Origin of the sequence: Agromyces sp. Root1464, from assembly GCF_001427265.1 — a bacterium.
Classification (GTDB): Bacteria; Actinomycetota; Actinomycetes; order Actinomycetales; family Microbacteriaceae; genus Agromyces; species Agromyces fucosus.
In genome coordinates this window covers 1082887-1096893 of the sequence record NZ_LMFU01000001.1, presented here as the reverse complement: position 1 = coordinate 1096893, position 14007 = coordinate 1082887, and the positions used below count along the sequence as shown (strand labels likewise).

The window sequence follows — 14007 nt, the reverse complement described above, 5'->3', positions numbered from 1 at the left end:
TGGGAAGACTCGTGATCAGTCCATCTGGATCGCCGAGTCGGCTTCGTCGACATCGAGCGACAGGGTCGGGATCGACGCCGTCAGCAGGCTTCCGTCGGCGCGGCGGGAGCCCGTGACATCCCGCATCGTCGGCGCGCCGTACAGGCGCGGGCCCTGGCCGTCGAGCGGCACCGAGACATCCGAGCCGGTGCTCACCACCACCTCCGCCCCGCGCACCCTGACCCGTGCCTCGATGCCGTCTTCGACGGCGAACGAGATCGCATCGGGGGTGAGGTCGACGCGCAGCCGCGTGCCGCGGAGCGTGACCCGGAACGTCAGTCGCTGCCAGCCGTCGGGCAGGCGCGGATCGAACGTGAAGACCCCGTTGTGGTCGCGGAAACCGCCGAAGCCCGAGACGAGGGCGCTCCACACGCCGCCCGTCGAGGCGACGTGCACGCCGTCGGCCGTGTTGTTGTGCAGGTCGGCGAGGTCGACGAAGAGCGCCGAGCGGAAGTACCGCATCGCGAGCTCGTGGTAGCCGACCTCGGACGCGATGATCGACTGCACGACCGCCGACAGCGTCGAGTCGCCCGTGGTCAGCGGGTCGTAGTACTCGAAGTTGGCGCGTTTCGCCTCGGTCGAGAAGCGATCGCCCTGCAGGTAGAGGGCGAGCACGACGTCGGCCTGCTTCAGCACCTGGAAGCGGTAGATGACGAGCGGGTGGTAGTGCAGCAGCAGGGGGCGCCGGTCCTCGGGCGTGGCCTCGAGATCCCACAGCTCCTTCTGCAGGAAGGCGCTGTCTTGGGGGTGGATGCCGAGCTGCTCGTCGAAGGGGATGTGCATGTGCGCCGCCGCCCGCCGCCAGCCCGCGACCTCGGCCGGCGTCACCGAGAGGCGCTCGACGAGGCGGTCGTAGGCAGCCGGGTCGAGCACCTGCAGGTCGTCGACGGCGGATGCCGCGGCGGCGAGGTTCGCCCGCGCCATCACGTTCGTGTACAGGTTGTCGTTGACGACCGTCGTGTACTCGTCGGGGCCCGTGACGCCGTGGATGTGGAACACGTCGTCGGCGTTCGAGCGCCAGAACCCGAGGTCCTCCCACATGCGCGCCGTCTCGACGAGGATGTCGATCGCGCCGCGGGCGAGGAAGTCCTGGTCGCCGGTGGCCCTGACGTACTGGTTCAGCGCATAGGAGATGTCGGCGTCGATGTGGTACTGCGCCGTGCCGGCCGCGTAGTACGCGCTCGACTCCTGCCCGTTGATCGTGCGCCACGGGAACAGGGCCCCGAGCTGGTTCAGCTCCAGCGCCCGGGCGCGGGCGGCAGGAAGCATCCGCTGCCGGAATCTCAGCACGTTGCGCGCCACGACCGGCGCCGTGTAGCTGAGGAACGGCAGCACGTACACCTCGGTGTCCCAGAAGTAGTGGCCGCCGTAGCCCGAACCGCTCACGCCCTTCGCGGCGACGCCGTCGCCGTCGGTGCGGGCGGTCGCCTGCGCGAGCTGGAACAGGTTCCACCTGGTCGCCTGCTGGATCGCGGCCTGGCCCTGGACCTCGACGTCGGCTCGCGCCCAGAAGTCGTCGAGCCATGAACGCTGCTGCGCGAACAGCTCGGCCACGCCGAGTTCGGCGGCGCGGTCGAGCGTGCGGTCGCACCGGTCGACGAGTTCGCGCGTCGGCACGGTGCGGGCCGTGTGGTAGCTGATCGTCTTCGTCACGCGGATCGGCTGGCCCTGCTTGGCGTGCACGCGGTAGATGTGCTTCGCGAGGTCGTCGCCGATGGAGCTCGACTCGCTGAACTGGTTCTCGGTCGCGATCTGGTGCTCGGCGCCGACCGCGATCGTCATGCCCGAGTTCGTCGTCTGGTAGCCGAGCATGTACCGCCCGCCCTCGGCCCGCTTCACCCGCGGCTGCATGACGCGCTCGTTGAACATCTCCGCCTTGCGGGGGTCGAAGCTGCCGATCGCCTCCGGCACGCCGGATCGGTACTCGTCGCGGCCGTCCTGACGATTCAGGATCTGGCTCGAGATGGTCACCGCCGCGTCGGCGTCGAGCATCTCGACCTCGTAGTCGAGCACCGCGAGGTGGCGGTCGGTGAAGCTCACCATGCGCCGGCTCGTGATGAGCACGCGCTTGCCAGAGGGCGTGCGCCAGACGATCGAACGGCTGAGCGCGCCGAGCCGGAAGTCGAGCCGGCGTTCGTAGGAGAGGAGCTCGGCGACCGTGAGCACGAGCGGCTCGTCGTCGACGTAGAGGCGGATGACCTTCGCGTCGGGCGCGTTCACGATGGTCTGGCCCACCCTGGCGAAGCCGAACGCCTCTTCGGCGTGGCGGATCGGCCACGTCTCGTGGAACCCGTTCACGAAGGTGCCGTGCATGTGGCCGTCGCGGCCCTCCTCGACGTTGCCGCGGAGGCCGAGGTACCCGTTGCCGACCGCGAAGATCGTCTCGGTGCGACCCATGTCGGCCTCGCCGAACTCGGTCTCCACGAGCGCCCACTCGTCGATCGGGAACCGCGTGCGGTTCAGCGGGTCGTGGTCTGCGAACCTCATTCGCCGTCCTCTCGTGGGGTGTCGTTCGCGTGCGTGTCGGAGCCGACGGGAAGCAGCGGGATCAGTTCATCGAGCTCGTCGACCACGATGTCGGCGCCGAGGCCCTCGAGCGCGGCCCGGCCGACGCCCCGGTCGACGCCGATCACGATCCCGAACTCGCCGGCCGCGCCCGCGGTCACGCCCGACTCGGCGTCTTCGACGACGGCGCACACCGTGGTCGGCACCCCGAGCAGCTCGGCCGCGCGCTCGAAGGTGTCGGGGGCCGGCTTGCCGAGGATGCCGTCGCGCGCGGCGACCGCCCCGTCGACGACGACCTCGAAGCGATCGGCGAGCCCGGCGGCCGCCAGCACCGACGGCGCGTTCTTCGAGCTCGAGACGACGGCCACGAGGCATCCGCTCGCCTGCACCGCGTCGAGGAAGGCGACGCTCGCCGGGTACGCCTCGACGCCCTCCTCGGCGAGGGTCTCGTTGAAGGCCTCGTTCTTGCGGTTGCCGAGTCCGTGCACGGTGTCTTCGCTCGGTGCGTCGGCGACGTCGCCTTCGGGCACGCGGATGCCGCGGCTCTCGAGGAGGCTCCGGACCCCGTCGTAGCGCGGCTTGCCGTCGATGTACGAGAAGTAGTCGGCCTCGGTGTACGGCGCGGCGCCGTGCTGCTCGAGGTACGGCGTGAAGAGGCGCGCCCACGCGTGCATGTGCACGGTCGCGGTCGGCGTCAGCACGCCGTCGAGGTCGAAGAGATAGGCACGGATGCCACTGAGAGCCCGGGTGGACTCGCTGGGGAGCGTCAAGCTGCGGTCCTTTCGTCGCGACGGTCGGGGCAACGGAACCCGGTGATCGATGCTATTCCCGCGTGGCAGGGCAGCGCGAGGTGCGAACCGGACTCGGAGGAACCGTGGAGGGTCGGGCGCTGACATCGCACCGGCGCTGGGCCGGCTGCGAGTGCGCGGAAGATTCATGCGGCGCGCCGGTGAGCGCCGGCGTGTCGGGCGATTCATCCGCTGACTCGCCGACCAAGAACCGGGGTGCCGAGGCATCCGCTGCGCTCGAATGGCTTTGCCGGGCGCGAGATGTTAGTCTCTCGTGGTTGGACGCACGAGAGTGCGACCACACGTGCGCGAGTGGCGGAATTGGCAGACGCGCTGGCTTCAGGTGCCAGTACTCGCAAGGGTGTGGGGGTTCAAGTCCCCCCTCGCGCACCACATATCGAACGGTCCGGGTCTCCATGAGGCTCCGGGCCGTTTTCGTTTGCGGCGCGGGTCGCATGCGCGCGAGTCGGATGCGCGTGTCACACCTCGGGCGCTGCGGCGTCTTTCTCAGTAGGGGCCGGCAACAGGCGGGCCCCATGAAGAAAGGCCTCGTCCATGGCGAACCCCGTCACCTCGCTCGACCAGCTCAACCTCGCGTTCGCCGACCGGTTCAACGCCCGCGACCTCGACGGCCTCATGGCACTGAACGTCGACGACGTCGTGTTCGTGCCGGCGCCCGGGCACCCGGTGCAGGGCGAGGAGAACGTGCGCGGCGCGCTCGAGCAGTTCCTCGGCCTGAACCTGCCGATCACGATGACGCTGCGCCACGTGTTCCAGCGCGGCGACACCGGCCTCGCGATCGCCGACTGGACGATCACGGGCACCGGCCCCGACGGCTCCGACATCGCGCTGGCCGGCACGACCGCCGACGTCGCCGTGCACGACGAGCAGCACGGATGGCGCTACGCCGTCGACAACCCGTTCGGCACCGCCTGACGCACGCCACGGGAGGGCCGGTCGCTGGGGGAACAGGGCCGGCCCTTCCGTCGGGGGAGTTGCGTGCACGGGTTCGATCGTGAGCTCGATCCGGTGCACCCGCATGGGCGGGGAGCGAGTCAGCCGGCGTCGGACATGCCGGACTCCCGGCACTCGGCGAGCGACTTGCGGGCGCGGGAGATGCGCTGTCGCGCCGCGGCGGGCGTGATCCCGAGGCGTTCGGCGATCTCGGGTGCCGGGAGCTCGTCGACGACGCTGAGGAGCAGCGGTTCGCGAAGGGAATCGGGAAGGCCGCGGATGGCGTCGAGGGCGCCGTCGAGGATCAGCCGCATCTCGACGTCTCCGGCGACGCTCGTGCCGTCGGCGAGATCGGGCAGGTCGGCGTCGAGCGCCGCCACCGGTCGGCGGGCCCGCTGGCGGGCGAGGTCGGCCGCGGCGTTCCGCGCGATGACATCGAGCCAGGAGCACATCTGCCCGGGTTCCGGCGCGTGCAGCTGCTCGATCGAGCGCCACGCCCTGAGCAGCGCCGTCTGCGCGACATCCTCTGCATCATCGGGCGCGACGCCGAGCGAGATGCTCCGCCGACGGAGCCGGTCGGGCTCCGCGGCGATCATCGCGGCGAGCGAGGCGCGACGGCCGTCGTCGCGGCGGTCGCGCCCGCTCGGCGCCTGCTCGGACGTCATGCCTCCGAGGCTAGCCGTTGGTCGACAACGTGTAGTCGCCGTCGGCGCAGCCCGTCACGATCCATCCGCCCGGCACCTCGGTCGTCTCGACCTCCTCGATGCCGGTGACCTCGACGTCGGGTTCGGCCGCGCCGGGGACCCACACCTCGAGGTCGCAGCCGCGGTCGGGCGTCGTGCCGGCGAGATCGACGGCGGCGCCCTCGGCCTCGAGCGAGGTCAGCACGCCAGGAGCGGACTGCGGGTAGGCGCGGCTCAGGGTCTCGAGAAGATCCGCCTTGGGCGGAGCGTCGCCGCCGGTCTCGCACTCCTGCATCATGAGGGCGTTGCCGAAGGGTCCGATGCCGTTCTGCGGGTCGCCGCAGGCCTGCTTCCAGACCCAGTACGCGCTGCCGAGCATGCGCGCGTCCTCTTCGTCGGCGTAGCGGTTCATGCGGGCGAGCATGTCGTCGTCGTCGCCCCAGTAGCCGTACTCGCCCGACCACAATGGGGCGTCGTAGAGGTCGGCGACGCGCTGAGCGAGCGCGAACTGGCGCTCGATGCTGACGATCGGCGGGATGCCCAGGTCGCGGTCCATCGTGATCGACTCGGCGTAGAGGTGCGGCGAGAAGACGATGTTGTCGTCGTCGGTGAACCCGGGGGTGGGGCCGGTGTCGAACCCGAGGCCCGACCAGAGGATGCTCGGCTCGAAGAACACGATCTGCGGGGCGCCGGCCTCGCGGATCTCGTCGATCGCCCGGTCGTAGAACCTCCCGAGCTGGTGGGAGGTCGTCACGGGCGCCGTCTCGCCGAAGCCGGGCTCGTTGATCAGGTCGAAGCCCGCGACCATCGGCTCGTCGGCGAATTCCGCGGCGAGCTCGCCCCAGGTCTCGGCGAACGCGGTCTGCACGCCGTCGGTGTCGAAGTAGAAGTTCTGGAAGGCACGGTCGCCGGCGGGGGAGATGTCGCGCCCGGTGAACTGGCAGCGCGGCGCGTCATCGGTGATCGTCGCCCACTCCGGGGCGCCGTCGTAGCCCCACATCTCCTCGGTGCCGGGGCGGCACGCGGTGCCCGCTTCAGTGGGGCCGTTCCACCAGCCGTCCTGGTGCATGTCGAGCACGGTGTAGATGCCGTACTCCTCGCCCCACGCCACCGCTTCCTCGATCTTCGAGAGGTATTCGGGGTCGAGCGTGCCCCGCTCGGGCTCGAGCGCCGACCACGAGAGGTTCAGTCGCACGACGTTGAAGCCGTACTCGGCCATGCTCGCGTAGTCGTCTTCGGTCAGCGGCCGCGTCGCGGGCACGTCGGGCTGGTGCTGGTAGAAGTCGACGAGCTGGTTGACGTTGACGCCCCGCAGCAGCACCTGGTTGCCGGCGCCGTCGGTGATGATCGAGCCCTCGGCGCGGAGGAAGCCCACGGGGGGCGAGGTGCTCGCGTCGACTGCGCTCGCGGCATCCCCGCCGGGCAGGAGGAATGCCGCGCCCATCGCGACGACGGCCACCGACGCGGCGACGAGCTGCGGGCCGCGCGACGCGGCGCGCCGTGCCAGCACCCGGTCGGCGACGACCGCGCCCACCCCGACGATCCAGCCGGCGCAGGCGCCGAAGGCGAGCCCGTCGGCGACCGTCACGTACGCCGCCATCAGCGGCCAGATATCGCCGGCGAAGCCGCCGTCGACGATGAGGGCGACGACCGCCTGCACGATGCCGACGAGTCCGCCGGCGACGAGTGCCGCGAGCCAGCCGCCGAGCACGCCGGGCACGCGTGCCCGCATCCAGCGCAGGCACAGTGCGGTCGCGCCGGCGATCAGGACCACGGCGATGAGCATCGAGGGGATGCCGCGGTCGAGGCGCGCCACCGGGATGCCGTCCGCATAGACGGCGCCCGTCCACCAGAGGCCCGCGAGGAGCGGTGCCAGGACGGCGAAGATCACGGCGGCAGGCCAGATCGAGCCGCGTTGGAACGACCGGCGATCCGTCGGGCCGCCGAACCAGCGCGCGAGGGCTGCCACGATGAGCGCCGCGGGCACGGCCTTCGCCGTCACGAAGCCGGCGGCCCACGCGGCGACCGCGAGGTCCCACGTCATGACGAGGCAGGCCGCGGCCTGGGCCAGCAGGACGGCGAGCACGACGCCTGCCGTGAGCGTCCAGAACCGGTCGCCGGCTCGCACGGCCGCCCACCACACGACGCCGAGCACCACGGGCACGAACACCAGGTACGGCGCGAACGGCCAGACGCCGGCACTCGCCTGCGGAATCGCACCCGACCAGCCGACGAGGGCGAGCAGTCCGGTCGGGTCGGCGACGGCCTGGACGACGATCAGGGCGAGCATCGCGATGACGGCGACGAGCGGGCGACGAGCGGCGTGTCGAGCCGCGGTCGTCTCGGAGGTGGTCCCAGAGGTGGTCTCGGAAGTCGTCTCCTGGGCCGCGCGATCCGCCCGGTCGTCGGCGTGCGTCGTGGGGGCGTCGTGCATCGGGAACCTCGCTGTCCGTCGAACTGGGTCGCTTGACCCAGTTCCGGCCAACACTAGCCGTCGGCGACGGCGCGCGGAAGGGTCGTTCGATCACGAGACCGCATCGATGGCGACCGCAGCCGACCGGAGATCAGTCGACGACGCGGATGCCCAGGTGACTGGCGAGCGTCGTCGCGAGCAGCGCGACCTGCATGCCGTCCATCGTGGCGCCCCGCAGCCCGTCGATACCGGCGATCGCGGCGAGGTCGAGACCGCGCAGGTCGACGTCGCTGAGCCTGGCGCCCGTCACGTCGAGCGATCGCACGTCGCAGTGCTCGAACGCGACGCGGTCGGCCCGTGCGTTGCCGAGGTCGAACTCCTCGATGGTGCAGTCGGTGAAGCGGATGTCGCGGACCTCCGCACCCCGCAGGTTGACGAAGCCGAGCTTGCAGCCGACGAAGCGGACCGACTGCCAGGTGTTGTCGTAGAACTCGACCGACCCGATTCGGGAGCCCGACACGAGCACGTCGCGAAGCGTCGCGCGCGGTGCGCGCAGCACGGGGGCCTCGAGCCGCTCGACCACGGTCTCGGTGAGCGTCGCCCCGCGGAGCAGCGCATCGTGGGCGAACACGCCGACGAGTTCGCACTCGCCGATGGTCACGCCCGTGAGGTCGCGTTCCGAGAGATCGCCGCCGCGGAAGCGACGGCCTTCGACGCGGTCGCCGGCGGCCAGTTCGTCGATCTCGCCGTCGACGAGGTCGGTGAGCACGATCTCGTCGATGCGGGGCGGCTTGAGTCGAGCGTCTTTCGGCATGGCGTCCTTCGTCTGCTGCCCGCGATCGGGGCCGAATCGAGGCTAGTGCCCGGCGCCGACAGCGCCGACCCCTCCGCCGGCGGCGCGGACTCCTACGATGAGGGCATGCGTGGCACGCTGTTCGTCATCGGCGGGATCCTGCTCAGCTGGGTGCTCGGGGCGGTCGTCGTGCGCCTCGGCCTCGACTGGGCCGACACGTTCCCGTACAGCGAGGCATCCGAGTGGCGCTACCTCGGTGTCGCCGTCGCGGCACTGCTCATCGCGGTCGGCGGCTCGGTCGCGACGCTGCTCATCGCCCTGCGACGCCGTCGGCGCGTCGCCGCGACGCAGAGCTGAGCGCTCGCGGAGTTCGGCCAGCCGAGTCGGCTATCCCGGGCGCTGCGCGATCGGCAGCACCTCGGCGTTCGGCAGTCTCGCGAGCAGCGCACCCGGGACGAGCAGCTTCGAAGCGCGGATGCCGCTGCCGACGATGAGCCGTTCGTGCTCGGCGACGGACTGGTCGACGAGGATCTGCCAGTCGGCGGGCAGGCCGATCGGCGTGATGCCGCCGTACTCCATGGCGGTGAGCTGGACCGCGGCGTCCATCGGGGCGAACGAGAGCTTGCGCGCGTCGAGATGCCGGCGCACGGCGCCGTTCACGTCCAGCCGGTCGGCGCCGCGCACGAGGCACGCGGCGTGCCAGGTGCGCTCGCCCCGGCGCGCCTGCACGATCACGCAGTTCGCGCCGTCGCCCATCGAGATCTCGTAGTGCTCGCAGAAGGCGGCCGTGTCGGCGAGACCGGGGTCGATCGCGGAGACCAGCACCGCCGAGGCATCCGCTGCCGGCATCGCGCCGACCGAGGCCGCCGTGGACGCCGCGAGCAGGGCGGGGGAGTCGGCGGCGGGCGTGAAGTCGAGCGTTCCGAAGCGCATCCGAGCAGCGTACTCGGATGCCGTGCGCCATCGCCCGACCGGGTGCGACGAAGAGGGCGCCGGCCGCGGGACTGCGATCGGCGCCCTCTGTGACGCGTCGCTACTGCCCGCGGCGCAGGTCGAGCTGTCCGGTGCTGACCGCGGCGACGACACCGCCGTCGACCAGCAGGTCGGTGCCGGTGATGAAGCTCGCGTCGGGACCCAGCAGGAACGCCGCGGCATCCGCGATGTCGTACGGGGTGCCGACTCGACCGGTGCCGGAGCCGGCGATCATGGCGCGCATCTGCCCGCCGGACTCGCCGGCGAGCTCCTGTTGGCCCATCGGCGTCGAGATGACGCCGGGGCTGATGCTGTTGACGCGAGCACCGCGTGCGCCCCAGCGGGTGCTCGCTGCGCGAACCCGCAGGTGGTTGCCGTGCTTGGCGAACGGGTACGCCGCCGTGGCATCCGTGACCGAGGCGAGCGCCGGCAGGGCGAGCAGCTCGTCGCTCGGAGTCGTCGCGAGCGCATGCGAGACCTCGGGCGGCAGCGGTGGCAGGAAGTGACCGGCCATGCTCGCGATGACGAGGCCGGCACCGCCCTGGGCGATCACCCGCTCGAACTCGTCGAGCACGTGCGCGGTGCCGAGCAGGTCGACCGCGAGGATTGCGTCGCGCGGCGCCTGCACCGGGGAGAGCCCGGCCGTGTGGACGACCTGCGTCACCCGGCCGAGCTCGGCGGCCGCATCGGCGAGTTCGGCGACGGAGCCCCGCGACGAGACGTCGACGACGTGCGTGACGACCTCGAAGCCGTCGCCGCGCAGCGCCCCGCCGACGCGTTCGAGCGCGGCCTCGCTGAAGTCGGCGAGCACCACGGTGCGCCCGGTGCCCTGCCGACGCGCGATCGCCTCGCCTATGCCGCCGACGCCGATGACGACGAGCACGTCGCGCGTGCCCGCCTCCGCGCCGGTGCTCATGCCGCCGACCAGCCGCCGTCGCTCGCGAGCACGACGCCGTTGATGTTCACGCCGTCGTCGCTCAGGAGGAAGGTGATCGACGCGGCGAGGGCCTCGGCCTCCGCGGCGTCGGGCAGGATCGTCATCGCGAGCTGCACGCGCTCGGCGCCGAGCGGTGAGGCGAACTTCGCCTCGATGTTCGTGATCGTGGCACCGGGAGCCACCGCGTTCACGCGCAGGCCGCTCGGGCCGTACATGAACGCCGTCGACTTCGTGAGGCCGACGACCGCGTGCTTCGACGCCGTGTAGGCGACGCCCGCGGCCGAGCCGCGGAGGGCGGCCTCGGAGGCGGTGTTCACGATCGACCCGGTGCCGCGCGCGACCATGACGGGCACGACGGCCCGCATGAGCTTCATGGTGCCGTCGACGTTGACCGAGAAGACGCGCTTCCAGACGGCGTCGGTGAGCTCGCCGATCGGCGTCATGTCGTCCATGATGCCGGCGATGTTCGCGAGGCCGTCGATGCGGTCGCCCGCTGCGGCGACGATCTCGGCGACCTTCGCGTCGTCGGTGATGTCGGCCACGAGCGTCACGATCTCGGCGCCCGCGTGCTCCGACGCGAAGTCGTCGAGGCGCTCCTGCGAGACGTCGACGGCGATCACGCGGCCGCCCTCGCGGGCGATGCGGGAGGCGGTCGCCCGACCGATGCCGGAGCCGGCGCCCGTGACGATGACGGTCTTGCCGGCGAAGCGGCCCTGGTCGAGGCGCTCGACCCACTCGGGACGCTCGACCGCGGATGCGACGCCAGCGGCACCGCCGGCATCGGCGGACTCGGTCGTCGGCTCGGGCGCCTCGGCGGAGGCATCCGCTGCTCCTGCCGGCACGTCGCCTGCCGCGGCGCGCGCGACGAGCTGGTCGACCATCTCCTGGCTGAACTGGCCCTTGCTGAGCTTGATGAGGCGCTTGATGGCGAGGCGCTGCACGGGGCGCATGACGTCTGCGTCCTGCCCGGCCTGTGCGAGCAGGTCACGCAGGATCGGGCCGCCCACGGGGTGCTCGAGCCAGGTCTTGATCGAGTCGTCGCCCGTGAGGGTCTTGGGGGTGTTCATGTGGTGCTTCCTTCTCTTCGATGTGGTGCGAAGCCATACCGGACATCCTTGTCCGGTAGTAAGGTAGCACCCGTGCCTGAACGCGGGAAGGGAACTTCCGAGGGCCGCAAGGCCAATCGCGGGCCGAGCGCCGGCCCCGGCAACCGGCGCGCCATCATCGCCGCCGCGCGCGAGGTCTTCGCGACCGACGGCCTGCAGGGTCCGTTCAACGCCATCGCCAAGAAGGCGGGCGTCGGGCAGGGCAGCCTCTACCGCCACTTCCCCGATCGGCTCTCGCTCGCCGTCGCCGTCTTCGACGAGAACATCGACGAACTCGAGTCCGCCGTCGAACACGAGGGCGCCACCCTCGACGACCTGCTCGAGGCGGTCATCGGGCAGGTCGTCGTGTCGACGGCGCTCATCGACCTCATCTGGCAGCACCAGCACGACGACCGGGTCGTCCACCTCGGTGAGCGGCTCGGAGCGGTCGTCGGCGCGCTCGTCGCACGCGAACGAGTGGCAGGCCGCATCGGCGACTCCGTCGAGGACGCCGACGTGCTGCTCGCCGTGTCGATGCTCGCCGACCTGCTCGCGCGCACCGGCGCCGAGGATCGCCGGCAGGTCGCCCAGCGCGCGTGGTCGATCTTCCACGCGGCATTCGCTCCGCGCTAGCAGGCGGCGCGTTCGTCGGCGCGCGCGGCGATCGTCAGGCGGTGACGGATGCCTCGGCGTCGGCGTCATCGCCGACGGTCTGCGTCTCGGCGTCGGCCGCGGCATCCGCTTCGTCGCCGTCTGCGCCGTCGCTGTCGGTGCCGCCGCTGCCGCGCCCGGTCGTCGCGACGATGGCCGCGACCGCGCCGACCACGAGGCCGAGCAACGCACCCGTGATCGCGGAGACCACGACGTTCGCCGCCGTGGTGCCGAGGTACGTGCCGAGGTCGGCGTGCACCGTGAAGCTCGTGAACACCCCGCGCACGAGGTTGCCGGCGACGACCGCGACCGTCGTGACCCACACGCCCCGGCCGAACGCCCGACCCGGGCTCGGCACCGCACGCCGCTTCGGTGCGCGGAGCACGACGAACGCGACGAGGAGCATGACGAGCACCCCCGCCACATCCGCGAGCCAGAACGCCCACGTCGTGTCGCCGAGCGGCATCGGTCGCAGTGCCGGGATCAGGTACGGCAGCCCGGCGGCGGCGGGCACCGCGAGGAGCGGCACGTAGGTCGTGAGGACGCCGGTCAGCGGCCAGATGCCGACCAGGATCGCGAGCGCGACAAGTGCCGCGAGGACGGCCCGATCGGCTCGATGGAGACGATGTGGGTCAACTGTCCTAGTCGGCATGGGTTTGATGATAGCCTCCCCCTCACATACGTCAAGGAGGACCGGATGTTCGCCGCTCGAAGCACCGTCGCCGCAGGGTTGGGAGTGCTGCTCGTCGTGGGTGGCGTCGCCGCGGCGATGCGGACGCCGGGGCCGGCGGAGGCCGCCTCCTTCATCACCGACGGCGACGGGCGCTCGCTCGTGCAGCACGGGTTCTCGACCGCGAGCAGCTCGAAGAGCGTGCCCGACGGCATGCCCGACTTCACCGAAGACCAGCTCGTGCAGGAGCAGGCCGACATGGGCACGGACTTCGTGCGCTTCCTCATCTCGTGGCGCAAGGTCGAGCCGAGCCCCGGCGTCTACGACCAGGGCTACCTCGACGACGTCGAGGAGCGGGTGGGCTGGTACGAGGAGCGCGGCTACCACGTGATGCTCGACATGCACCAGGACCTCTGGGGTTCCGGCATCACGCCCGAGGGCGACAACGGCAACGGCGCGCCCGAATGGGCGACGTACCTCGACGGCTTCCCCGTCGCCCACCACGACCAGTGGGAGCTGTACTACCTCGAGCCCGGGGTGATCCACGCGTTCGACAACTTCTGGAACACGACCGGCGCGCACCCCGAACTCACCGACCACTACGCCGGGGCCTGGCGAGCCGTCGCGGAGCGCTTCGCCGACAACGACGCGGTGGTCGCCTACGACCTCATGAACGAGCCCTACGGCGGCACCGTGCAGGGACCGGCCTTCGAGGCAGGCCCGCTCTCCGCGCTCTACCAGAAGACCGTCGACGCGATCCGCGAGGTCGACCAGGACTCCTGGGCGTGCCTCGAACCCCAGGCGCTCGGCTTCAACTGGGGGCTGCCGAGCGCGCTCGGCGCGGTCGACGACCCGCGCGAGGGCGACCCGCGCATCGCCTTCTGCCCGCACCTCTACCCGCTCCCGATGGATCTCGGTGAGGGATTCAGCGGCACCTCGCGCGATCTCGTCGAGACGACGGTGGCCGCGTGGCGCTCGAACACGCTGCGCACGGCCGAAGCCCTCGGCGGGGTGCCGATCATCCTCGGCGAGTTCGGCCTCGACACCACGCTGCCCGGCGCGCTCGACTACGTCGACCTCGTCTACACGACGTCGGATGCCTCGGGCATCGGCATCGCGTACTGGTCGCGCGACCCGGGGCCTTGGGGGCCGTATGAAGAGGACGGAACGCCGCGCAACCTCATCACGGTGCTCGACCGGCCCTACCCGCGCGCGATCGCCGGCGAGCTGCACACGTGGAACTCCGAGCCGGACTCCCTCGAGATCTCGGTCACGCCGACCGCCGACGGCCCTGCGACGAGCGAGGTCTACCTGCCCGCGGGCGGGTTCCCCGACGGCGGGGTCGTCGAGGGCGGCGAGGTCGTCTCGTGGGACCCCGAGCTCCGCATCCTCCGCTTCACGATCGACGCCGGCGACGACGGCGAGGCCGGCGCGCAGACGGTCGTGGTGCGACCGAGCTGACGCCCGCGGTTCCGTCTTTCGTTCGATGCGTCGGCGGCCCGCAGGAGGGGAGTATC

Annotated in this window: 13 protein-coding genes and 1 tRNA gene; 5 read left to right on the top strand and 9 right to left on the bottom strand. The window is 71.4% G+C overall.

What is annotated here, in order from left to right:
* Positions 1 to 15: 15 nt before the first annotated feature.
* Positions 16 to 2526 (bottom strand): glycoside hydrolase family 65 protein, encoded by a 2511-nt coding sequence (locus ASD23_RS04980; protein ID WP_056007025.1) that lies wholly within the window; start codon positions 2524 to 2526, stop codon positions 16 to 18.
* Positions 2523 to 3314 (bottom strand): HAD family hydrolase, encoded by a 792-nt coding sequence (locus tag ASD23_RS04975; protein ID WP_056007022.1) that lies wholly within the window; start codon positions 3312 to 3314, stop codon positions 2523 to 2525. The genes ASD23_RS04980 and ASD23_RS04975 overlap by 4 nt, the downstream gene beginning before the upstream one ends.
* A 324-nt stretch (positions 3315 to 3638) precedes the next feature.
* On the opposite strand from ASD23_RS04975, the gene ASD23_RS04970 reads away from it, so the two are divergent.
* Positions 3639 to 3725 (top strand) — tRNA-Leu (locus ASD23_RS04970).
* A gap of 162 nt (positions 3726 to 3887) precedes the next feature.
* Positions 3888 to 4268 carry a YybH family protein gene (locus tag ASD23_RS04965; protein WP_056007019.1) on the top strand — a complete coding sequence of 127 codons (381 nt, stop codon included), beginning with the start codon at positions 3888 to 3890 and terminating at the stop codon, positions 4266 to 4268.
* Between the two features lie 119 nt (positions 4269 to 4387).
* On the opposite strand, the gene ASD23_RS04960 is transcribed toward ASD23_RS04965, so the two are convergent.
* The 3 genes from ASD23_RS04960 to ASD23_RS04950 form a co-directional block, all read right to left on the bottom strand.
* Positions 4388 to 4951 carry an RNA polymerase sigma factor gene (locus ASD23_RS04960; protein ID WP_056007015.1) on the bottom strand — a complete coding sequence of 188 codons (564 nt, stop codon included), beginning with the start codon at positions 4949 to 4951 and terminating at the stop codon, positions 4388 to 4390.
* Positions 4952 to 4961: 10 nt separating this feature from the next.
* Positions 4962 to 7403 carry a glycoside hydrolase family 5 protein gene (locus tag ASD23_RS04955; RefSeq protein WP_056007012.1) on the bottom strand — a complete coding sequence of 814 codons (2442 nt, stop codon included), beginning with the start codon at positions 7401 to 7403 and terminating at the stop codon, positions 4962 to 4964.
* 130 nt (positions 7404 to 7533) lie between these two features.
* Complete coding sequence (locus ASD23_RS04950) at positions 7534 to 8196, bottom strand: pentapeptide repeat-containing protein (protein ID WP_056007010.1); 663 nt, start codon at positions 8194 to 8196, stop codon at positions 7534 to 7536.
* A gap of 105 nt (positions 8197 to 8301) precedes the next feature.
* On the opposite strand from ASD23_RS04950, the gene ASD23_RS04945 reads away from it, so the two are divergent.
* Positions 8302 to 8532 (top strand): hypothetical protein, encoded by a 231-nt coding sequence (locus ASD23_RS04945; RefSeq protein ID WP_157377009.1) that lies wholly within the window; start codon positions 8302 to 8304, stop codon positions 8530 to 8532.
* Between the two features lie 30 nt (positions 8533 to 8562).
* Here the strand turns inward: ASD23_RS04945 and ASD23_RS04940 are convergent, their stop codons facing one another.
* The 3 genes from ASD23_RS04940 to ASD23_RS04930 form a co-directional block, all read right to left on the bottom strand.
* Positions 8563 to 9108 carry a YbaK/EbsC family protein gene (locus ASD23_RS04940; protein WP_056007004.1) on the bottom strand — a complete coding sequence of 182 codons (546 nt, stop codon included), beginning with the start codon at positions 9106 to 9108 and terminating at the stop codon, positions 8563 to 8565.
* Positions 9109 to 9208: 100 nt separating this feature from the next.
* Entirely contained in the window at positions 9209 to 10063 is an 855-nt protein-coding gene (locus ASD23_RS04935; RefSeq protein ID WP_056007001.1) for an SDR family oxidoreductase, read from the bottom strand.
* A complete protein-coding gene (locus tag ASD23_RS04930; RefSeq protein ID WP_056006998.1) occupies positions 10060 to 11151 on the bottom strand; it encodes an SDR family NAD(P)-dependent oxidoreductase in 1092 nt (363 codons plus the stop codon). The genes ASD23_RS04935 and ASD23_RS04930 overlap by 4 nt, the downstream gene beginning before the upstream one ends.
* A 72-nt stretch (positions 11152 to 11223) precedes the next feature.
* Between ASD23_RS04930 and ASD23_RS04925 the strand changes: the two genes are divergently transcribed.
* Entirely contained in the window at positions 11224 to 11802 is a 579-nt protein-coding gene (locus ASD23_RS04925) for a TetR/AcrR family transcriptional regulator (protein WP_056006995.1), read from the top strand.
* A 34-nt stretch (positions 11803 to 11836) separates the two neighbouring features.
* On the opposite strand, the gene ASD23_RS04920 is transcribed toward ASD23_RS04925, so the two are convergent.
* Positions 11837 to 12472, bottom strand: a complete 636-nt coding sequence (locus tag ASD23_RS04920; protein WP_056006992.1) for a hypothetical protein — start codon at positions 12470 to 12472, stop codon at positions 11837 to 11839.
* Between the two features lie 45 nt (positions 12473 to 12517).
* Between ASD23_RS04920 and ASD23_RS04915 the strand changes: the two genes are divergently transcribed.
* On the top strand, positions 12518 to 13951 hold the full coding sequence (locus ASD23_RS04915; RefSeq protein ID WP_056006985.1) for a cellulase family glycosylhydrolase: 1434 nt from the start codon (positions 12518 to 12520) through the stop codon (positions 13949 to 13951).
* The last annotated feature ends 56 nt before the right edge of the window (positions 13952 to 14007 follow it).

Excerpts from the sequence above, each read along its gene's own strand:
- ASD23_RS04935 (WP_056007001.1), bottom strand. The coding sequence starts at position 10,063 with ATGAGCACCGGCGCGGAGGCGGGCACGCGCGACGTGCTCGTCGTCATC.
- ASD23_RS04960 (WP_056007015.1), bottom strand. The coding sequence starts at position 4,951 with ATGACGTCCGAGCAGGCGCCGAGCGGGCGCGACCGCCGCGACGACGGC.
- ASD23_RS04920 (WP_056006992.1), bottom strand. The coding sequence starts at position 12,472 with ATGCCGACTAGGACAGTTGACCCACATCGTCTCCATCGAGCCGATCGG.
- ASD23_RS04965 (WP_056007019.1), top strand. The coding sequence starts at position 3,888 with ATGGCGAACCCCGTCACCTCGCTCGACCAGCTCAACCTCGCGTTCGCC.
- ASD23_RS04980 (WP_056007025.1), bottom strand. The coding sequence starts at position 2,526 with ATGAGGTTCGCAGACCACGACCCGCTGAACCGCACGCGGTTCCCGATC.
- ASD23_RS04955 (WP_056007012.1), bottom strand. The coding sequence starts at position 7,403 with ATGCACGACGCCCCCACGACGCACGCCGACGACCGGGCGGATCGCGCG.
- ASD23_RS04945 (WP_157377009.1), top strand. The coding sequence starts at position 8,302 with ATGCGTGGCACGCTGTTCGTCATCGGCGGGATCCTGCTCAGCTGGGTG.
- ASD23_RS04915 (WP_056006985.1), top strand. The coding sequence starts at position 12,518 with ATGTTCGCCGCTCGAAGCACCGTCGCCGCAGGGTTGGGAGTGCTGCTC.
- ASD23_RS04930 (WP_056006998.1), bottom strand. The coding sequence starts at position 11,151 with ATGAACACCCCCAAGACCCTCACGGGCGACGACTCGATCAAGACCTGG.
- ASD23_RS04950 (WP_056007010.1), bottom strand. The coding sequence starts at position 8,196 with ATGCCGAAAGACGCTCGACTCAAGCCGCCCCGCATCGACGAGATCGTG.
- ASD23_RS04940 (WP_056007004.1), bottom strand. The coding sequence starts at position 9,108 with ATGCGCTTCGGAACGCTCGACTTCACGCCCGCCGCCGACTCCCCCGCC.